This is a genomic window from Granulicoccus phenolivorans DSM 17626 = NBRC 107789 = JCM 15570, assembly GCF_000423085.1.
In the GTDB taxonomy this organism is placed as follows: Bacteria; Actinomycetota; Actinomycetes; order Propionibacteriales; family Propionibacteriaceae; genus Granulicoccus; species Granulicoccus phenolivorans.
This window is the reverse complement of the sequence record NZ_AUHH01000029.1, coordinates 1-19,508: the sequence shown is the minus strand read 5'-3', so window position 1 is coordinate 19,508 and position 19,508 is coordinate 1. Positions and strand designations below refer to the sequence as shown.

Below are 19,508 nucleotides of genomic sequence, written 5' to 3'. Positions count from 1 at the left end.
CTCAATTTCCACGACGCCCAGTAGTACATTGCCGCCATGGATCCGGTGACTCTCGCCCGGTGGCAGTTCGGGATCACAACCGTCTACCACTTTTTCTTCGTGCCGATTACGTTGTCGCTGTCGTTCATCGTCGCGATCTTCCAGAGCGTGTGGCTGCGGACGCGCAATCTCGCCTATCTCCGGTTGACCAAGTTCTACGGCAAGCTGTTCCTGATCAACTTCGCGATGGGCGTGGTCACCGGCATCGTGCAGGAATTCCAATTCGGGATGAACTGGTCGGACTACTCCCGGTTCGTCGGCGACATTTTCGGGGCCCCGCTGGCGCTGGAGGCGCTGCTGGCATTCTTCCTGGAGTCGACCTTCCTGGGCCTGTGGATCTTCGGCTGGGACCGGCTCAAGCCGAAGGTCCATCTGGCCACGATCTGGATCGTCGCGGTCGGCACCGCGCTGAGCGCCTCGTTCATCCTGGCCGCCAATGCATGGATGCAGAACCCGGTGGGCTTCCACATCGACCAGACCCAGAACCGCGCCGAATTGGACAGCTTCCTGGCGGTGCTGACCAATCCGGTCTTCATGGCCACCTTCCCGCACACGATGACCGCCGCCTGGCTGGTCGGCGGCGGCTTCGTCGCCGGCGTCGCCGGCTGGCACCTGTGGCGGATCAACCGGGCCGGTCGCCTCACCGAGCAGGCCGAGGACGTGAATGCGTTCCGCTGGGCGACCAAGTTCGGCGCCTGGGTGCTGATCTTCGCCGGGATCGGCGTGTCCCTGTCGGGTGACTTCCAGGGCAAGGTGATGTACCAGGCCCAGCCGATGAAGATGGCCGCCGCCGAGGCCGCGTTCACCGACGGCACCGAGTTCTCCCTGTTGACCATCTGCCCGGTGGACAAGCAGTCCGAGGAGCACTGCCGCGCGATCAAGATCCCGGGTCTGCTGTCGTTCCTGGCGCACGGCAACTTCACCGAGCCGGTGCCCGGCATCGTGACCACGCAGGCCGAGTACGAGCGGACGATGACCCCGCGGCTGGAGCAGTTGTACGGCCCGGAAGTGGCCCAACGAGTGTCGCGGAACTTCGCGCCGAACATCCCGGTGTCCTACTGGACCTTCCGGATGATGATCACCCTGGGCATGATTTCGGTGGCGATCGGCGTGTTCATGCTGCTGTTCCTGCGCAAGAGCAAGTCGGGCCACCAACGCCTGCCCCGGACCAGATGGTGGCTGGCCGCCTTCATCGCGCTGCCGCTGCTGCCGCTGTTCGGGAACTCGATGGGCTGGATCTTCACCGAGATGGGCCGCCAGCCCTGGGTGGTGTTCGGCTGGATGCCGACGATCGCGGCCGTCTCCCCCGGCGTACCGGCGGCGCAGGTACTCACCTCCATGATCGTGTTCACGCTGCTGTACGGCAGCCTGGCGGTGGTCGAGGTCAAACTCATGCTGCACTACATCCGCAAGGGTCTGCCCGAGGATGTCCAAGAACCCAAGGTCGTCGAGCACGACGACGAACCCCTGACCTTCGCGTACTGAGGAGTTCACGATGGATCTGCCAACAATCTGGTTCGTCCTCATCGCGGTGCTGTGGGTGGGCTACTTCGTGCTGGAGGGCTACGACTTCGGCGTCGGCATGCTGGTCGGCATCCTGGGCCGCAAGAACAACGATCGCCGGGTACTCATCAACACCATCGGCCCGCTGTGGGACGGTAACGAGGTCTGGCTGCTGACCGCCGGCGGCGCGATCTTCGCCGCCTTCCCGGAGTGGTACGCCACGTTGTTCTCCGGGTTGTATCTGCCGTTGCTGCTGATCCTGATCGCGCTGATCCTGCGCGGCGTCGCGTTCGAGTACCGGGCCAAGCGGGACTCGGCGGCCTGGCGCCGCGGCTGGGACTTCTGCATCATCTTCGGCTCCTTCGTACCGGCCCTGGTGTGGGGCATCGGATTCGCGAACTTCGTCCGCGGGCTGCCGATCACCACCCAGACCACCGAGACCGGCCTGTTCAAGGGGTGGGTGATGCAGGGCAACGTGGAGAACTTCTTCGGGCTGTTCATGCCGTTCGCCCTGCTCGGCGGCGTCCTCACCGTGGTGCTGTTCCTGTTCCACGGCGCGGTCTTCGTGACCTTCAAGACCAAGGACGAGATGCGGGAGCGGGCGCAGGCCTTCGCCAACCGGATCGGCATCGTCACCATCGTCGTGATGGCCGGCTGGACGCTGTGGATGGCCGGGGCGTACGGCAAGCCCGCCAACTGGGTGCTCGCGGTGCTGGCGATCCTCGCGGTGGTCGGCGCCTGGTTGCTGAACCGGGTGGGCCGCGACGGGCTGGCCTTCGCCTCGACCGCCGCCTCGATCGTCTTCCTGTTCGTGGGAATCTTCGTCGCGCTGTACCCCTATGTGATGAAGTCCAGCCTCGGCGAGCAGTTCTCGATGACCGCGGCTCAGGCGGCCTCCAGCGACAAGGTGTTGCAGATCATGTCGGTGGCCGCGCTGGTCGCGGTGCCGGTGGTGATCGCGTACCAGGCCTGGTCGTTCTGGGTCTTCCGCAAGCGGTTGAGCGTGAAGAACCTGCCGGTGGAGCAGCCGGAAGCCGAGGGCGTGCATTGAGTTGGTGAGTCCGGGATCGCCGACCGGGACGCAGCGATCGCGGCGCGGCGGGGCGGTCGATCCGCGGCTGTGGCGCCGGGCCCGGGCGACCCGGAGGTACCTGGTGGCCGCGGTGGGGATCGGAATCCTCACCGCGGTGCTGGTCCTGGCGCAGTCGTGGGTGCTGTCGCAGACCGTCGCCGGGGTCTTCGCGGATCGCTCGCCGGCCGGTGTCCCGTTCGGGGGGCCGGCCGGGGCGATCGGGCTGTTCGCGCTGATCCTGCTCGGCCGGGCGGGCCTGGCCTGGGTGAACTCCTGCCTGGCCCATCGCAGCGCGGCGCGGGTGAAGGCCCAGTTGCGCCACGACATCGTCGCCGCGCGGCTGGCGGCCCCGACCCGGCCCCAGCCCACCGGGCGGCTGATCACGCTGATGACCCAGGGTCTGGACGCCCTGGACGGCTACTACGCGAAGTATCTGCCGCAGCTCGGGCTGGCGCTGACCGTTCCGGTGATCGTGCTGGTGGCGATCGTGCTGACCGATTGGGAGTCCGCCCTGATCATCGCGTTGACCCTGCCGCTGATCCCGATGTTCATGATTCTGATCGGGAAGGTGACCCAGGCCCGGATGGATCGGCGCTGGGTGGTGCAATCCCGGCTCGCCCATCATTTCGGGGACCTGGTCGCCGGGCTCCCCACACTGCAGGTCTTCGGTCGGGCGCGGGCGCAGGAGACCGGCCTGATCCGCACCGAGGAGAAGCACCGCGAGGAGACGATGTCGACGCTGCGGGTGTCGTTCCTGTCGGCGTTCGTGCTCGAGTTGGTGGCGACCTACTCGGTGGCGCTGGTGGCGGTGCCGATCGGGATCCGGCTGGTCTACGGCCAGCTCGATCTGGCGGCCGGGCTGTTTGTGCTGATGCTGGCGCCCGAGGCGTACCTGCCGGTCCGCAAGGTCGGTGCGCACTACCACGACTCGGTGGACGGGATTGCCGCCGCCGATGAGGCCTTCGCGGTGATCGACGGGACCGACCTGCCCGGCGGCACCCGTCCTGCCCCCGCGCAGGGTCCGGTGGCGCTGGAGAACGTGAGTGTCACCTATCCCGGCACGAGCGAGCCGGCGCTGACCGGACTGAGCCTGGAGGTGCGGCCCGGTGAGGTGGTGGCCCTGGTCGGCCCCAGTGGCAGCGGGAAATCGACGGCGCTGGCGGCGCTGCTCGGCTTCGTCGCCCCGACCGACGGCCGGGTCCTGCTGGCTGGGGTGGACCTCGCCGACTGCGACATCGCGACCTGGCGGTCCCAGCTGGCCTGGGTGGCGCAGGAGCCCGGCATCATCAACGGAACCATCGCCGACAACGTACGCCTGGGCGACCCGGGCGCAGCCGACGCACAGGTCGAGACGGCCCTGTCCCGGGCCCGGGCGGCCGGACTGGGGGCGAATCGGGAGATCGGGGACTCCGGGGAGGGGCTTTCGGCCGGCGAGCGGCGCCGGGTCGCGCTGGCCCGGGCCCTGCTGCGGATCGAGGCCGGAGGTCGACTGTTGGTCCTCGACGAGCCGACCGCCGGCCTGGACACCGATACCGAGGCCGAGATCATCGCCGAGGTGCGCGCCGCCGGGGTTGCCGCGCTGGTGGTGACCCACCGGCCGGCGGTGATCGCCGCCGCCGACCGGGTGGTCAGCGTGGGAGCGCAGGTGTCGTCATGATCGGGTTGCTACGGACCCTGTTCGCCGATGTACCCGGCTCGCGTCGCCGCTTCGCGCTGGCCCTGCTGCTCAGCCTGCTCACCGCGCTGTGCTCGGTCGGTCTGATGGCGGCGTCCGGACTGCTGATCTCGTGGGCGGCTGAGCATCCGCCGATCCTGTGGTTGCAGACCACGATCGTCGCGGTGCGCGCGACCGGCCTGGGCAAGGGCGCCTTCCGGTACGCCGAGCGGCTCGTCTCGCACTCCCTGGCGCTGCGCCTGCAGAGCGGGCTGCGGCTGCGGGTGTATCGGGCGCTGGCCGGGACCACTCTGCTCGGGCGCCGCAAGGGCGACCTGCTGGTCCGCATCGTCACCGATGTGGAGGCGATCCAGGATCTGGTGGTCCGGGTGCTACTGCCGTTCACCTCGCTGACGGTGCTCTCGGTCGGGGTGAGCGTGGCGATCATGGCGCTGTCCCCCGGCGCGGGCGTGGGCCTGTTGGTGTCCGCGGCGCTGGCCGGGGCTGTGGTGCCGCTGCTGGCACGCCTGGTGTCCCGGCGGGCCGACCGGGAGATCGCGCCGCTGCGCGGGGCACTGGCCGACCGGGTGGGTCAGTTGAATCATGCCGCGGTCGACCTGGCGGCGTACGGGGACGAGCGGGAGCTGACCGGGGTGCTCGAGGTGGATCGGCGGCTGGAACGGGCCGAGGCCCGGGCTGCCCTGGTCCGGGGCGCGGCCGGGGCGCTGATGGTGCTGGCCGCCGGGTTGTCGGTGGTGGTCGCGCTCGCGGTGGGGATCCCGGCGGTGGCATCGGGTGAGTTGAATCGGATCCATCTGGCGGTGCTGGTGCTGACCCCGCTGGCGCTGCACGAGGTGTTGTCGGATCTGCCCCAGGCCGCGCAGACCCTCACCCGGGCGTACGCCTCGCTCGGCCGGGTCCGCGCGGTGTTGGCCGAACCGGCGGTCGGCACCGGAGATCTGGCCGCCGGCAGCGAGTCCGACCGCCCCGGGCTGGCCCTGCATGAGGCATCGATCGGCTGGCCCGGGGAGGCCGCGATCCTGACGGGGGTGAACCTGAGTGTGCGGCCCGGGCAACGGATCGCTCTGACCGGGCCCAGCGGGGTCGGAAAGACCACCGTGGCCGCGACCCTGCTCGGCCTGATCGAGCCCCTCGCCGGGTCGGTGGAGCGGCGTGGCACGGTGGGCTATCTGGCTCAGGACGCGCACATCTTCAACACCACCGTGGCCGAGAACATCCGGATCGGGAAGCGGGATGCCTCGCCCGAGGAGATCCGCACCGCCCTGACCCGGGCCGGCCTGGACCTGGCACCGGAGCGAATGGTCGGCGAGGACGGTTCGGCCCTGTCCGGCGGCGAGGCCCGCCGGTTGGCGCTGGCCCGGCTGCTGGTCGGCGAGCATCAGGTCTGGATTCTCGACGAACCGACCGAACATCTGGATCGGGAGACCGCCGACGCGCTGGTGGCCGACCTGTGGGCGCAGACCGAGGGCGCCGCCATGCTGGTGATCACCCACGATCCGGACCTGATCGCCCGCTGCGAGGCCCGGATCGACCTCCAACCGTCAGTTTCGGTGCAGTAGATCTTTCCCGACCTCTGTCAGCCGGCGTGTCGCAGGGCCTGGTCGAATTCTGCTGCACCCAAACTGTCACCCGGCCTCGGTGAGGCGGCGGTCGTAGGCGTCGGCGAGGTCGAGCAGGGCCCGGCGGCAGTCGCCGACATAGGCCGGGCCGTGCATCAGGGCCAGCGTGTCGATCTCCAGTTCGGCCAGCTGGCGCATCGTCTTCCCGGCCAGCGCCGTCGGGGCGGTGGAGTGGAAGATGTCCTCGGCAGCCAGGGCCGGCTCGATGAGGTCGGCACCGTCCACCAGTGGCGGGGTGTGCCCGATCCGGGTGAAGAGGTCACCGCAGAACAGGGTTCGGGTCGTCCGGTCGTAGAGGAGCTGGGCCTCCCAGCCGTGCGGCACGTGCGGGGTGGGGATGGTCCGGAACACGTGCCCGCCGGTGTCGATCGGCTGATCGGGATCGGCGACCACCGGTGGGCGGTCGGCCAGGTCGTTGAGCGAAACGTTGATCCCGAGACCGTTGAACAGCACCTGAGCCTGCGGTGCCGCCGCCAGCCAGCGGTTCATCGCCCCGCATTCGTCGGCCTCCACGTGGCCGAAGCTGATCCAGCGCAGTTGCTCCAGCGGGAGCACGGTCGCCGCCGCGGCGGAGGTGAGGGGGAACATGGCGCGCTGCCCGGTGTGGAACAGCAGCGGCTGTTCGCCGGTGACCAAGTACTGGTTGAAGGCGAAGCCACCGGGGGCGACGTCCGGAACCAGGGTGGAAAGTCGGTAGATGCCCGTGGCGATCTCCGAGACTTCGGTATCCATACGTTCAGTGTCCGGCGGTTCGGAGCCGGGAGACAGTCCCCCGAAAAAAGGACCGGCCGGACCCCTGGGTGTGGGGTCCGGCCGGTCGGCGGCGTTCAGTGCGGGGTGATCACAGCACCTGGTAGGTGACGGTCATCACGCCGGAGCCGGTGTTGCCGATCGCCGCGAAGGCGGCCTGGGACAGGTCGAGGCAGCGACCACCGATGTACGGGCCACGGTCGTTGATCCGAACGGTGACGGTCTTGCCGGTGGCCGGGTTGGTCACCTTGACCATCGAGCCCAGCGGCAGCGTCTTGTGGGCCGCGGTCATCGCGCTGGGGTCGAACTGCTCACCGGAAGCGGTGATCTGGGGCTCGTAGTAGAACGAGGCCTGGCAGGAAGCGCCCTGGGCGGGCGAGGTGTCCTGGGCGGCCGAGCTCTGGCTGGACTTGCTGGAGCCGGAGTTCGAGGAGGAGCTCGACTTGCTGGAGCTGGAGGAGCTGGAGGAGGAGGACCCGCCGGAGCTCTGGGACGCGTCGGCCGACTTGCTGGCCGAGGAGCTGCTCGGGGCACTGGACGCCGAGGACGACTTGCTCTGCGACGGCGTCGGGGTCGGGGTGGCCTTACCGGTGCCGACGAGGACGACCTCATCGACCGGCTGCGGGTCGGTCTTCTCGGAGACCTTCTTCTTCTCCACCGACTTGCCGTCGACGAAGCGCTCTTCCCAGACCTCGATGTGCTTGCCCTTGACACCGGCGGTCTGCACCTTCTCGGTGCCCTTGGGCAGGCTGTCGGTTTCCTTGCGGACCGTCTTGTAATCGATGTCGGTCTCGTTGGTCGTCTGCTTGACGTCCTGGGTGCTGACGGTGATCGTGCCACCCTCGACCAGCGGCTCGGTGACCGCGGGATCGACCACGTTCTTGTCGGTGATCTCGATGCCGGCGTTCTTCAGGCCGTCGCCGACGTTCTCGCCGAGCACGGTGTAGCTCTTGGCCTCGCCGTTCTGCACGATCTCCACCTGCTTGGCGGTCTTGATCGTCAGATCCATGCCTTCGCGCGGGATGGCGGTGCTACGAGAGGCCGAAACTTCGGACCCGTCGCGAACCGACAACTCGTTGAGGGCTTCGTCCACCGTGGCCGACGTGGTCCAGGTGCTCGACTTGTGACCGTCCACGTCCAGCCGCAGCTCGCGGCCGTAGCGCACCGAGATCGACTGGCCGTCGGAGATCTTCTGGTCGAAGCTGGGAGCCACCAGGTCCTTCGCGCCGACAGTGATCTTGCGCTGCTTCAGCACATCTCCGACCGTGCCCGAGTTCGTCTTCACCTGGACCGGTACGCCATCGACCGACAGCTGAACGTCCTTGGCCAGCGCGGCGTTGGCACCGAGGACACCACCCGAGGCGATCAGGACACCACCGGCGATCGCCAGCGGAATAACCTTCTTGCGCATACTTCTCCAAAATCCGATTCGGTCGGCCCGGTGGGCCAGCCGTCCTTGGCCAAGCAAACGCAAGGCCCCGACGTCACGAAATGGTAACGTCGGGGCCAGCGGTATCCAAATCGGCCCTGAGAAGACCTCAGCTTCGGTCCGTCAGACGGAACCCGCCGAAGGCATCGGTCAGGCCGGCACGACGGTGTAGTCGCCGGCTTCGGAGACCGCCTCGGTGATCTTGACCAGGTCGATGGCGTCGTCGGATTCGACGGTCATCGCTCCGTTGTCCAGGACGACATTGACGCTGGTGACACCGGGAATCGCGCTGACCTCTTCGGTGACCGCGTTGGTGCAGTGACCGCAGGTCATCCCGGAAACGACGTAGTTGGTGGTTGCCATGGCTCTCTCCTTACCGTGGGGACGAATCCACTATATACCCCTCCCCCGTATACCCCAATCAGATCGCCGTGCCTGTGCGGACTATCCACAGATTCCCCCCGGTTTGGGGGCCGATCGGCCTTGCGGCGCACCGAGAGAGGCTGATAGTGGGCGCTCCACAGCCTCTGGCGCACGGTGTTATCCACGTCGAAAAAATATTGATATGCCTAGTCAGCGCAGAAACTGTGGATCGAGGGGCGGGTTATCCCCCGACCTGTCCCCAGGGCACGAACGATGCCACAGCGGATGTCCACAAGGCCTGTGGATAACTGCCCGCGGCGCGTGGTGACAGCCGGGTGGATTGGGCGTACGGTTGCCGAGCCGACGAGCAATATGTGTCAGTCCTGGCACCTAGAGTCGCCGGCAGATCATCGGCAGCCGGCAGTTGCCTGTCGGGAAGGGGCGTTCGTGAGCACAGATTCCAGGTCCTACACCGATCACGCGGATCTCGATGAGCTCCGGGGGGTGGGCGATCGGACGCCACCTCAGGATCTGGCCGCCGAGCAGTCGGTGCTGGGCGCGATGCTGATGAGCCAGGACGCCATCGCCGATGTGGTCGAGGTGGTGCGGCCGACCGACTTCTACAAGCCGGCCCACGAGTTCATCTTCGACGCCATTCTCAGCTTGTACGGGCGGGGCCATCCCGCCGACGCGATCACCGTCGCCGATGAGCTGGGCCGCACCGGCCAGTTGGCCAAGGTCGGCGGGCATCCCTACCTGCACGACCTGCTGGCCAGTGTGTCGATCGCGGCCAATGCCGGGCACTACGCGCAGATCGTGCGCGACAAGGCGATCCTGCGGCGCCTGGTCGAGGCGTCGGTGCGGATCGCCCAGATGGGGTACGCCGGGGAGGGCAATGCCTCCGAACTGGTCGACCGCGCCCAGGCCGAGGTGTACGCCGTCACCGACGGGAAGACTTCCGAGGACTACGCGCCGCTGTCGGAGATCATGGAAGCGACCCTCGACGAGATCGAGGCCCTGGGCGCCCGGACCGGTGAGATGGGCGGGGTCCCCACCGGTTTCATCGAGTTGGACGAACTCACCAACGGGCTGCATCCGGGCCAGATGGTGATCCTCGCGGCGCGTCCGGCGATGGGCAAGTCCACCCTGGGGCTGGATTTCGCGCGCTCGGCCTCGATCAAGCACGGGATGTGCTCGGCGATCTTCTCCCTGGAGATGAGCAAGGTCGAGATCGTGATGCGCCTGTTGTCCGCCGAGGCCGGCATCCTGCTCGACCATGTCCGCAAGGGCAATATGAGTGAGGACGACTGGCAGCGACTGGCCAACAAGATGGCCGACATCTCCGCCGCCCCACTGTTCATCGACGACTCGCCGAACCTGACGATGATGGAGATCCGGGCCAAGGCGCGCCGGCTGAAGCAGAAGCACAACCTGAAGCTGATCGTGATCGACTACCTGCAGCTGATGTCGTCGGGCCGCAAGGTCGAGTCCCGCCAACTCGAGGTCTCCGAGTTCTCCCGGCAGATCAAGCTGCTGGCCAAGGAACTCGGCGTGCCGGTGGTCGCGATGTCCCAGTTGAACCGTGGGCCCGAGCAGCGCACCGACAAGAAGCCGGCCGTGTCGGACCTGCGTGAGTCCGGCTCGCTGGAGCAGGACGCCGACATCGTCATCCTGCTGCACCGCGAGGATGTCTACGACAAGGAGTCCGCCCGCCTGGGGGAAGCCGACTTCATCGTCGCCAAGAACCGGAACGGGCCCACCCGGACCGTGGTGACCGCCTTCCAGGGCCACTACTCCCGCTTCGTAGACATGCAGCACTGAGGACATCACGCTCCGACGCTCGACTGACCCGCGGGTGGCGTTCATGGCCGACGCAACAAATTCTCGACAAGTACAACAACCTGCCAATGCCACGCCCGGTTGACACTCGGAGTGACAAAGTGACACACAAAGTAACAAATCTACCATCAGTGATGACAAAGGGTTGAGACAGCGTCAAGATGGATTTGTGACCTTGACGAGTTTCGACATTGTCGAGTTGGTGGACGAGCTCCGGAGTCGAGGCGGTGACTCCGCCTCCATAGAGGTGAAGAGTGGTGCCGGGGGTTGCCCCGACGTCGCTGACACGCTGTGTGCCTTCGCCAACATGCCGGATGGCGGGACACTAATAGTCGGGCTTGATGAGGCCTCTGGGTTTGCCCCGGTCGGGCTGACCGAACTGGCCACGATCGAGCAGGGGATCGCAAGCCAAGCGCGCACTGCGGTGACTCCACCGGTCCGGTGTGACTTCGACACGGTCACGTTCGGGGGCTCCGACCTCCTCGTCTGTCGAGTTGCCGGGATCCCGCTTCTTGACCGTCCGGCCCGGCACGGGTCCCGGGCCTTTCTGCGCCAAAGTGACGGTGACTACGCCATGAGCGAGCAGGAGCTGGCTCAACTCCGCTATCTGCAGGCGCAGGCGGTTCAGCGCAAGCACCCGGACCATGAGAGCGTACTCGGCACCAGTAGCGCTGACCTCGACGAGGACCTCACAAGAGCCTATCTCAGCGCCGCCCGGGCGAACTCGGCCCGGCACGCATCGGTGAGCGACACCGAGATTCTGCGTCGCACCTCGGTCCTGTCGCATGACAATTCGCTTACTCTCGGTGGCCTCTACACGCTGGGCAAATATCCACAACAGTGGCGCCCCACCTTGGGGATCACCGCCGCCGTGCAACTGCCCCGCGGCTCGGGGAGCCGTACCCGGGATTTGGTCCATCTCGATGGTCCGTTGCCGGAGTTGCTCGATAGGGCCATGGAGTGGGTACGCCGGAATACGTCGCATCGGATGAGCTACAACGACGGCGGGCACGGGATCGATACCCCCGAAGTTCCAATGCGAGCGGTCCGGGAACTAATCGCCAATGCATTGGTTCACCGAGACCTGTCTGCCACCACAGACTCCAAACGAGTCGAGATTCGACTCAAAGACGACCTGCTCGTCATCACCAGCCCCGGTGGCCTCTGGGGAATCTCCGAAGGACAGCTCGGGCACCCGGAGGGCAAGAGCGCCGTGAACAGCTTTCTCTATGAGATCTGCAAGAACGTCCGGTTACCCGATGGCACCAGAGTGATCGAAGGCGAAGGAGGAGGGATCCGAGAGGCCATCCTGGCAACTCGGGAGGCAGGTCTGCGTCCTCCGCGGTTTACCGACTATGGGGTTCGTTTCACCGCGTTGCTGTCACGCCACACGTTGTTGAGTCAGGACGACCTGAGCTGGTTGGCGACACTTCCAGGCGGAGGCGACCTCAGCAGCGAACAGCGAGCGATCCTGGCAGGCATGCGGCATGGTGCCCAATGGACGAACTCTTCGGTGAGAACAGACTTTCCCCCAGTCGACTCGGTCGAGGCCCGACGGTGGCTCCAGCAACTGGTCGAACGGGGCTTCGCCGAGGCGGTGGGCGAACGTGGCCAAACGACTTATCAACTCAGTCCTGCGCTCAGAGTCCCCACGGGTGCCGAGGCCACATATCTGCCAATCGAAGCCCCGGCCGAGGTGGTTGACCTCGGCCCGCACACGCCCACCGTGTGGGCCGCCTTGGCGCAGCCGCGAACGGTTGCCGAGGTTGCCTCACGCACGGGGCTGTCCCAGCGCCAGGTTCGATACGCTCTCAACCGGCTCCGTGAAGAAGGCCACGCTGTCCCGGCCGCCGTCCCCCGGCGCCGGGGCACCTATCAACGGGTGCCTGCCTCACCCGAGGCTACGAGATGACCGCGAGTACCCCCGCCACGGCGCATGCGTACACCCGACTGCGCGAGCAGCCTGCGCTCGCCCTCCTCCGCTCCGACAACGCCGCGGTGACCGCAGCGATCCTGACTGTGCATCTGGGCGGGTCGCGCCGGGTGGTGCCGGCGGCCGAGTTTGTCACCGAGGTAGCTGCCGATCTGTCTTTGCTGCGTGATGGCGGGTTCGACCTGCCGCAGACCGCGCAGGAGTACGTCAGCGACTGGGTTCGTCGGGGCTATCTGATCCGGCGGCCCGGAGCGGGCCGGGAGGAGACCGTGGAGCTGTCGGCGGGGGCTGCGGCGGCACTGGCTTTTCTGGAGACCCTCGAGTCTCCCCGCACCAGCATGACCTCCTCCCGCTTCACCAATGTGGCCGACCTGTTGGCTCGGCTGGCTCGCGACACCGACCCCGAGTCAAGCAGTCGACTCGAAGCTCTGACCGCCGAACGGGACCGACTCGACGCCGAGATCGCCCGGGTCGAGCGAGGCGAGTTCGACCCACTGGATGCAGCCACCGCCCGGGAGCGGCTGGCCGACATCCTGGCGCTTTCCGGCGAAATCTCCACCGACTTCGCCCGGGTCAACGCCGACCTCGAGTCGCTCAACCGAGAGCTCAAGGACCGCATCATCCGATCATCAGCAGCCCGCGCGGAGGTCCTGGAGGAGGTCTTCGCCGGAGTGGACCTCATCGAGGATTCCCCGGCCGGGCGGACATTCCGCGCCTTCCATGCCGTGGTACTGGATCCGGAGAGAGCCGAAACCTTCGACGCGGCAGTCGCCGGCATCCTCGACCGCAGCTTCGCCCAAGCGCTCCCCGCGCAACAGCGCCATGTTCTGCGCGAACTGCTCACCACCCTGCAACACGATTCAGGCACCGTTCGCTCCACCATGACCGGGCTGTCCCGCAGCCTGCGCCAGTTCGTCCAGACCCGCTCCTGGCAGGAGCACCGGCGCCTCGAGGACGCCATCACCGCCGCCCAGCGGGTGGTCCTCGACGCGTTGCGGACGCTGACGCCGACCGCCGGGGCCCGCAGCGAGCTCACCATCACGTCGATCCCGCTGGCCTCGATCGGGACCTGGGCCCTGCACAACCCCGGCGATGTGCGCGCTACCGCCCCGCTGGCCGTGGTGCCTGCCGGCACCGTCGACCTGGCCGAGTTGCGCCGTCGCGTACGCGAGAGCGAGATCGATTTCGCGGAGTTGACCGCCGCCGTCGCAGCGACCCTGGCCCAACACCCCAGCGCGACCGTGGCCCAGGTGCTGACCGAGCATCCCGCCACTCAGGGGCTGGCGTCGGTCATCGGGTTGCTGTCGCTGGCCGAACGGCACGCCACCAGGACCACCGACACCGAACTGCTGCGCTGGCGCAGTGTCAGCGGTGTCGACCGGGCCGCGTACGCCCCGAGGTACGTCTTCACCACCCCACCCGCAGAATGGGACCGATGACTGCGGAAATCGAAGATCCACGAATCGATCCGTCCGAAGATCCACCGACCGACAGCCACACGCTGGACCTGCACCAGTTGAGTCGCGAGGATCACGGCCGGCTGCCCGACGACACCCGGCGCGCGGTGGTGGCCCTGCTGCGGGGCCCCTACCTGCATCAGGAACGCAATGCCGCTGCGTGGCGGGCGATCATCCGGGACGAGGCAGCCGTCCGGGAACTGCTGGGGAATCTGTTCCTGCGGCTGAGTCTGGACACCGAACGAGGTCTGGCGTTCATCGAGAATGCCCCGCTCGAGGAAGCCCCGAAGGTGGTCCGCCGGGTTCCGCTAACCCTGATCGACACCGCTGTAGTGCTCCTGCTGCGCCTCCGGCTGCTCCGCGACGCCGGGGCCACCGGCAGGGTCTTCATCGGCCGGGACGAGATCGACGACGAACTGGCCCCGTACCGTCCGGCCACCAATACCGATGCGAGCACCTTCGCCAAGCGAATCAACGCGTCGGTGGAGAAGATGAAGAAGGCATCGGTCCTGCTCAGTACCGCTGAGGACACGCGCTTCGAGATCTCGCCGATCCTGACCCTGGTCTTCGACGTCGAACAGGTTGCCGCAGTGACCGCAGAGATCGAGGCCCTGGTGGCCACGTCGAACACAGCCAGCCGGGCCGCCCCCGACGAGGACGAGCCGGACGACTTCGACCCGCGCGACGAACCCGCCCCGATCCCCCGTCGCAGCGCCAGCGAGGACGGCGGTGACCGACCTTGATCCCCGACGACACGACCACCGACCACACGACCCCGAAGGACTCAACTCCGGTCCTGCAACAGCACCGACTGATCCGGATCCAGTTGGTGAACTGGGGCACTTTCGACGGCTACCACGACCTGCCCGTCCCTCGCCGCGGGCTGCTGCTCACCGGCGACTCGGGCACCGGCAAGTCGACGCTGCTGGACGCGATGGCGACGCTGCTGGTGCCGCCGAAATGGAGCTCGTTCAATGCGGCGGCCAACCAGAGCGGTTCGGGGGATCGCTCCCGCAGCATCGCGACGTATGTCCGCGGCGCGTACGGCCGAACCACCGATGACGCCACCGGTCAGGTCACGATCAGCCATTTGCGCAGCCGAGATGCCGTGTGGAGTGCCGTGGCGCTCACCTATGAGCACACCGACGGGCGGGTCACCACGCTCGCGCAGTTGTTCCACCTCGCCCGGCACAGGCATCTGCCCGCCGAGGTGAGCCGGCTATACCTGCTCGCCCCGGAGAACGTGGACCTGCTCGACGTTCGCCCGTACGCCGAGAACGGGTTGGCACCGCAGCGGATCAAGGCCGACCACTCCGACTGGTATCACAGCTCCAAATACTCCAGCTTCGGCAGCCGCCTGCAGCGGCGGCTCGGACTGGGCAGCGACCAGGCCCTGCGGTTGCTGCACAAGACCCAGTCGGCGAAGAATCTGAACAATCTGAATCAATTGCTGCGCGACTTCATGCTGGACGAACCGAGCACTTTTGCTTACGCGGCGGCTGCGGTCGATCAGTTCGTCGAACTGTCCCAGGCCCATGCCGCAGTCGTCGATGCCCGGCGCCAGGTTGAGTGTCTGGAGCCGCTGCGGCAGCATGTCGCCACCCATACCGAGTCGAACACGGCGCTGGCGAAGCTCCAGCAACAGTCCCGCCACCTGGACGCGCATCTGCTCGGCGTGCGGACCCGGTTGCTGACCCGGGACCTGGAGACCTGGGTCGCGCGGGCCTCGGCGACCGCAGCGGAATCCATGCGGGCGCTGGAAAAGGCGCGGCTGGCTCAGGTGGAACGCGACGCCTGTGCCGCCGCAGTGGTGGGCATCGCCGGCGACCTCCCCGCCCTGGAACAGGTGGCCGGTGCCCGCGCCGAGCGGGTGGACTCGGTACGCCGCGAACGGGACCGGATCGCCGGCAACGCCCACCGCGCCCGGCTGACACTTCCCGATACCGCTGCTGGCTTCGCCCAGTGGCAGGAAGAGTTGCGGCGTACCGCCGGGGAGCTCGATGTGGCCGGTGCCTGGCAGGACTTGAGCGCCGCGGTGACCCGTCGCAGCGGACTTGACGACCGTGAACGCAATCTGGTGCGTGAACTGGCGTCACTGGAGCAGCAACGGTCCAATCTCGGCGCCCAGCTGCTGGAGGTGCGGTCCCAGCTCTGCGAATCCCTGGATGTGGCACCGCAGCGGCTCCGGTTCGCCGGCGAGCTGATCGATGTGGTTGACGAGTACGCCGACTGGCAGGGTGCGATCGAACGGGTGCTGCGCCCCCTCGCCCAGACTCTGCTGGTCCCCGACGACCTGTATCGCGCACTCGCGGCGCACGTCGACGCAAAATGGCTGCGCACGCGACTGGTCTACGCGCGGCTGGTGTCCCTGCCCCCGGTCGACCGGCCGGAGCCGTCGGAGGAGTCCCTGCTGCATCGCATCCGGGTCGCCGACGGGGAACAACGGCAATGGCTGCAACAACGGCTGTCCGAGGGATTCGACTATGACTGCGTGGGCACCGTCGCCGAACTGGCGATGTGCACCAGGGGCGTCACTGCCGCCGGCCAGGTCAAGCACGGTTCCAGCCGGCATGAAAAGGACGACCGCTCCCGCATCGACGACCGCACCCGCTGGATCCTGGGATCGTCCACCGTGGCCAAGAAGTCTGCGCTGGAGGCAGCCCTCACCGAGGTCCGGGCCGCCTTGCGACAAGCGAACGCAGAGTTCGACCGAGCCCAGGCTGCCCGGGACGAGTTGCGCGACCGCAGAGGCCTCATCAATGAGTTGTGCCGGGTCACCTGGGCCCAGATCGACACCGACTCGGCCGAAGAGGCTCTCGCGCAGGCGCAGCGGGCAGTTGCCGAGCGGCTCAGCACCAGCAGCGAACTGGTCCGGGCCACCGCAGCGCTGGAACTCGCCGATGCCCGGCTGACCGAGGCCCAGGACGTCACCCGGCGCTGTCACACCGACCACAGTGACGCGCAGAAGCGGGTGACCGACGGCAAGCGAGAACTGGCACGCTGCACCGCACGGCTCGCCGAAGCGGAGGTGGTGCCCGAGCAGGTCGCGGCCTCCCTCGACCAGGACTGGGAGATCTCGGAGGACTCGATCGACGCCCTAGACACCACGGCCGCCCGGGTCACCCGGGGGATCAGTGAGCGACAGCTCGTCGAACAGGGTCGCCGCGACCGGGCCACCGGGCGCTCGGAGCGGGTGATGCAGGCGTACAAGAATGACTGGCCGGAACGCTCAGCAGATCTGGCTGCGGAGATGGCATACGCGGAGGAGTTTCTGCGCCGGCTGGACGAGCTCGAGGCCGACGGGCTGCCCCGCTTCGAGGAGCGCTTCTTCGCGATGCTCCAGTCGCAATCACGCAACAACGTCGGCCAGTTGGCCCACCAACTACGGGCGGCCCGGCGGGAGATCCGCGCCCGGATCGATCCGATCAACGAGTCGCTGGCACGCAGCCCGTACGCCCCGGGCCGCTTTCTCCAGATCAAGGTGGGGGATCGGATCCTACCGGTGGTCTCGGACTTCCTCACGGCACTGAGCCGGATCACGTCGGACTCACTGGCCGACCTCGCCGGCGCGCCCGAGGATGCTGAGGGGCGCCGGGCCGCGGAGGAGCGTTTCGATGCCATGAAGACCCTGTTGGATCGCTTGGCGTCGCACGACCCGGCGGATCTGGCCTGGCGTCGGCAGGTGCTTGACACGCGCCAGCATGTCGAATTCGTCGCCCGCGTGGTGGACCCCGGCGGCCGGGAGACCGACGTGTTCACCGATTCCGGCGGTCTCTCCGGGGGTGAGCGACAGAAGCTGGTGACCTTCTGTCTGGTCGCGGCGCTGCGCTACCAGCTGGCCCGGGAAGGGGCGTTGTGGCCCGAGTACGCGCTGGTCGTGCTCGACGAGGCCTTCGACAAGACCGATCCGACCTTCACCCGGGCCGGGTTGGCAGTGTTCCGGGAGTTCGGGTTTCAGCTATTGCTGGCCACCCCGATGAAGATGCTCCAGACGCTGGAGGATCACGTCGGCGGGGCGGCGGTGGTGTCCATGGACGCCGATCATCGCTCCCGGTTGTCGGTCCTCCGGTTCGATGCCGACGACGCCCCGCGGGGGACCACCACCTCCGACCGGAACGGGGCCGACCATACTCCCGCGGCGGAGAAACGACCGAATGTCGTGGCGGACCCCGCAACGATGGAAACGCTGTTTTGAGGACGCCGGACGACGTGCGGAGGCTCGCGGCAGACCGCTATCGCCGTCGTGTCCGTGAGTGGCTGGGCGCCGATGATCTCGGTGCGACCGAGGTCTGGTCGGTGCCGCTCCACCCGCCCACTGAGGCCACCGTGCTCGCGGACCGGGACCGAGTGGCTGGCTGGCTGAGCGCTTGGCGGGAGCTCGACGGCACACCGGGCGTTTCGGTGGCCTGGGCGCCGCGGCGCTGGCCGGCGATGGGCAGCCAGTCGGTACCGGTGCGGGTCCTGCTGACCGGAGCTGCCCCGGTCGCCACCATGGCCGGCCGGAGCCAGGAATGGGACCGGCTGACCGGATTTGCGTCCACCTTGCGCGCGGCGTGGCCCGCCGCGGCATACCTCGGCGACGGCCTCCGAGCCTGCGCAACGACGCTGGCCCGACTACCGGCGACAGAGTTGGAACCGTTGTCCGACGTGGTGGCATGGCTGTTGCAGAATCCGCATGGCCACCTGCGTCCGCGTGAAGTGCCGGTGCCCGGGGTGGACACGAAGTGGCTGGAAAGACACCGCCGACCGGTCGAATCGCTGGTGGCGGCGATCTCCGGCAATGCCAGCAGCGAGCTGGTGGCCGAGGCACAACGCTTCCGCGTCCGGGTCCTGGACAACCAACTGCTCGGCCCCGGACAGGTTCGCGATCTCACCGCAACCGTGGCCGAACTGGCACTGTGGTCGCTCAGCCCGGTCCGCGTCCTGATCGTGGAGAACCTGACCTCGCTGGCCTCGCTTCCGCCGCTGCACGGCACGGTGGCCCTGCACGGGCGCGGGTACGCGGTCACCGAACTCGCGCGTATCCCCTGGGTCGGCGGGTCGCCGATCGACTACTGGGGCGACCTCGACAGCCATGGCTTCGCGATCCTCGGCCGCTGTCGCGACCGGCTCCCCCACACGCGCTCGGTGCTGATGGACCGGGTCACGCTGCGCCGACACGCTGCCCTGATGGTGCCGGAGCCGAGCCCCTACCGCGCGGCGGTCCCCGGCCTGACCGTCGATGAGGCGGCCGCGCTGGCGCTCCTGGCCGAGCACGATCTGCGCCTGGAACAGGAGCGGCTGGAGCTGGCGTACGCCCACTTGCGGCTGCGGGGCCTGCCGGACTGACCCGCCTCGGTCAGGAATGCGAGGTCTGCTCGACGCTGGTCACCGTGGTCAGCAGAAAGACACTGTCGGCCAGGGCCAGCACCGCGTGCCGCTCATGCGGGATCAGGGCCATCTCGCCGGCGGCCAGTTCGGCTGCGCTGCCGCTGCCCACCTCCAGCCGGATCCGGCCCTGCAGCACCTGCACACTCGCCGCCGGCGGCGCATTGTGCTCCTGCAACTGCGCCCCCTCGCGCAGTGCGATGACCGTCTGGCGCAGCGGCCCGTCGTGGGCGATCAGCTGTGCGCTGCGCCCGTGTTCGCTGTCGCGTGCCCCGGCCAGTTGATCCGTCACCGTCTGCGTCAGATCGATGTTGTCGCCCATACCCGCCTCCGCTGTGAAACGTCATGCTGCTGAATGTCTTCCCACCCTAGCTGTACCCGGCCATGAGGTTGGTTACAGGCGGCTGATCGGGGGCTGGTCTCTGAGTGCGGTGTGGCGTCGTTCAGTGTTGTAGTACTCCA

The 19,508-nt window shown here is 67.7% G+C and carries 14 protein-coding genes; 10 read left to right on the top strand and 4 right to left on the bottom strand.

Features of this window, described 5'->3' with window-relative positions:
• Positions 1-36 precede the first annotated feature (36 nt).
• The 4 genes from G531_RS0112305 (at position 37) to cydC (ending at position 5,848) form a co-directional block, all read left to right on the top strand.
• The gene (locus tag G531_RS0112305) at positions 37-1,524 is read left to right on the top strand and encodes a cytochrome ubiquinol oxidase subunit I (protein WP_026927485.1); all 1,488 of its coding nucleotides are present in this window, start codon (positions 37-39) and stop codon (positions 1,522-1,524) included.
• Between the two features lie 10 nt (positions 1,525-1,534).
• The gene (gene cydB, locus G531_RS0112300; protein WP_026927484.1) at positions 1,535-2,593 is read left to right on the top strand and encodes a cytochrome d ubiquinol oxidase subunit II; all 1,059 of its coding nucleotides are present in this window, start codon (positions 1,535-1,537) and stop codon (positions 2,591-2,593) included.
• A gap of 118 nt (positions 2,594-2,711) precedes the next feature.
• Positions 2,712-4,271 (top strand): thiol reductant ABC exporter subunit CydD, encoded by a 1,560-nt coding sequence (gene cydD / locus G531_RS0112295; RefSeq protein ID WP_026927483.1) that lies wholly within the window; start codon positions 2,712-2,714, stop codon positions 4,269-4,271.
• A complete protein-coding gene (cydC, locus tag G531_RS0112290; protein ID WP_026927482.1) occupies positions 4,268-5,848 on the top strand; it encodes a thiol reductant ABC exporter subunit CydC in 1,581 nt (526 codons plus the stop codon). The genes cydD and cydC overlap by 4 nt, the downstream gene beginning before the upstream one ends.
• 66 nt (positions 5,849-5,914) lie before the next feature.
• Here the strand turns inward: cydC and G531_RS0112285 are convergent, their stop codons facing one another.
• From G531_RS0112285 to G531_RS0112275, 3 genes are all read right to left on the bottom strand, one after another.
• Complete coding sequence (locus G531_RS0112285) at positions 5,915-6,640, bottom strand: MBL fold metallo-hydrolase (RefSeq protein WP_026927481.1); 726 nt, start codon at positions 6,638-6,640, stop codon at positions 5,915-5,917.
• Positions 6,641-6,749: 109 nt separating this feature from the next.
• On the bottom strand, positions 6,750-8,069 hold the full coding sequence (locus tag G531_RS0112280; protein WP_035758757.1) for a septal ring lytic transglycosylase RlpA family protein: 1,320 nt from the start codon (positions 8,067-8,069) through the stop codon (positions 6,750-6,752).
• A 168-nt stretch (positions 8,070-8,237) separates the two neighbouring features.
• Positions 8,238-8,450, bottom strand: a complete 213-nt coding sequence (locus G531_RS0112275) for a heavy-metal-associated domain-containing protein (protein WP_026927479.1) — start codon at positions 8,448-8,450, stop codon at positions 8,238-8,240.
• A 504-nt stretch (positions 8,451-8,954) separates the two neighbouring features.
• Between G531_RS0112275 and dnaB the strand changes: the two genes are divergently transcribed.
• The 6 genes from dnaB to G531_RS22275 all read left to right on the top strand — a co-directional run bounded on the left by dnaB (position 8,955) and on the right by G531_RS22275 (position 19,007).
• On the top strand, positions 8,955-10,271 hold the full coding sequence (dnaB, locus tag G531_RS0112270) for a replicative DNA helicase (RefSeq protein WP_026927478.1): 1,317 nt from the start codon (positions 8,955-8,957) through the stop codon (positions 10,269-10,271).
• Between the two features lie 187 nt (positions 10,272-10,458).
• Positions 10,459-12,201, top strand: a complete 1,743-nt coding sequence (locus G531_RS22290) for an ATP-binding protein (protein ID WP_051215432.1) — start codon at positions 10,459-10,461, stop codon at positions 12,199-12,201.
• Positions 12,198-13,661: a DUF3375 domain-containing protein gene (locus tag G531_RS0112260; protein WP_051215431.1), complete on the top strand. Its 1,464-nt coding sequence runs from the start codon at positions 12,198-12,200 to the stop codon at positions 13,659-13,661. The genes G531_RS22290 and G531_RS0112260 overlap by 4 nt, the downstream gene beginning before the upstream one ends.
• Positions 13,658-14,422 carry a DUF4194 domain-containing protein gene (locus G531_RS22285; RefSeq protein ID WP_162143177.1) on the top strand — a complete coding sequence of 255 codons (765 nt, stop codon included), beginning with the start codon at positions 13,658-13,660 and terminating at the stop codon, positions 14,420-14,422. Before G531_RS0112260 ends, G531_RS22285 begins: the two co-directional genes overlap by 4 nt.
• Complete coding sequence (locus G531_RS22280) at positions 14,419-17,874, top strand: ATP-binding protein (RefSeq protein ID WP_051215429.1); 3,456 nt, start codon at positions 14,419-14,421, stop codon at positions 17,872-17,874. Before G531_RS22285 ends, G531_RS22280 begins: the two co-directional genes overlap by 4 nt.
• 14 nt (positions 17,875-17,888) lie before the next feature.
• Positions 17,889-19,007, top strand: a complete 1,119-nt coding sequence (locus G531_RS22275) for a Wadjet anti-phage system protein JetD domain-containing protein (RefSeq protein ID WP_051215428.1) — start codon at positions 17,889-17,891, stop codon at positions 19,005-19,007.
• Positions 19,008-19,017: 10 nt separating this feature from the next.
• On the opposite strand, the gene G531_RS0112240 is transcribed toward G531_RS22275, so the two are convergent.
• Complete coding sequence (locus G531_RS0112240) at positions 19,018-19,368, bottom strand: cupin domain-containing protein (protein ID WP_035758754.1); 351 nt, start codon at positions 19,366-19,368, stop codon at positions 19,018-19,020.
• Positions 19,369-19,508 lie beyond the last annotated feature (140 nt).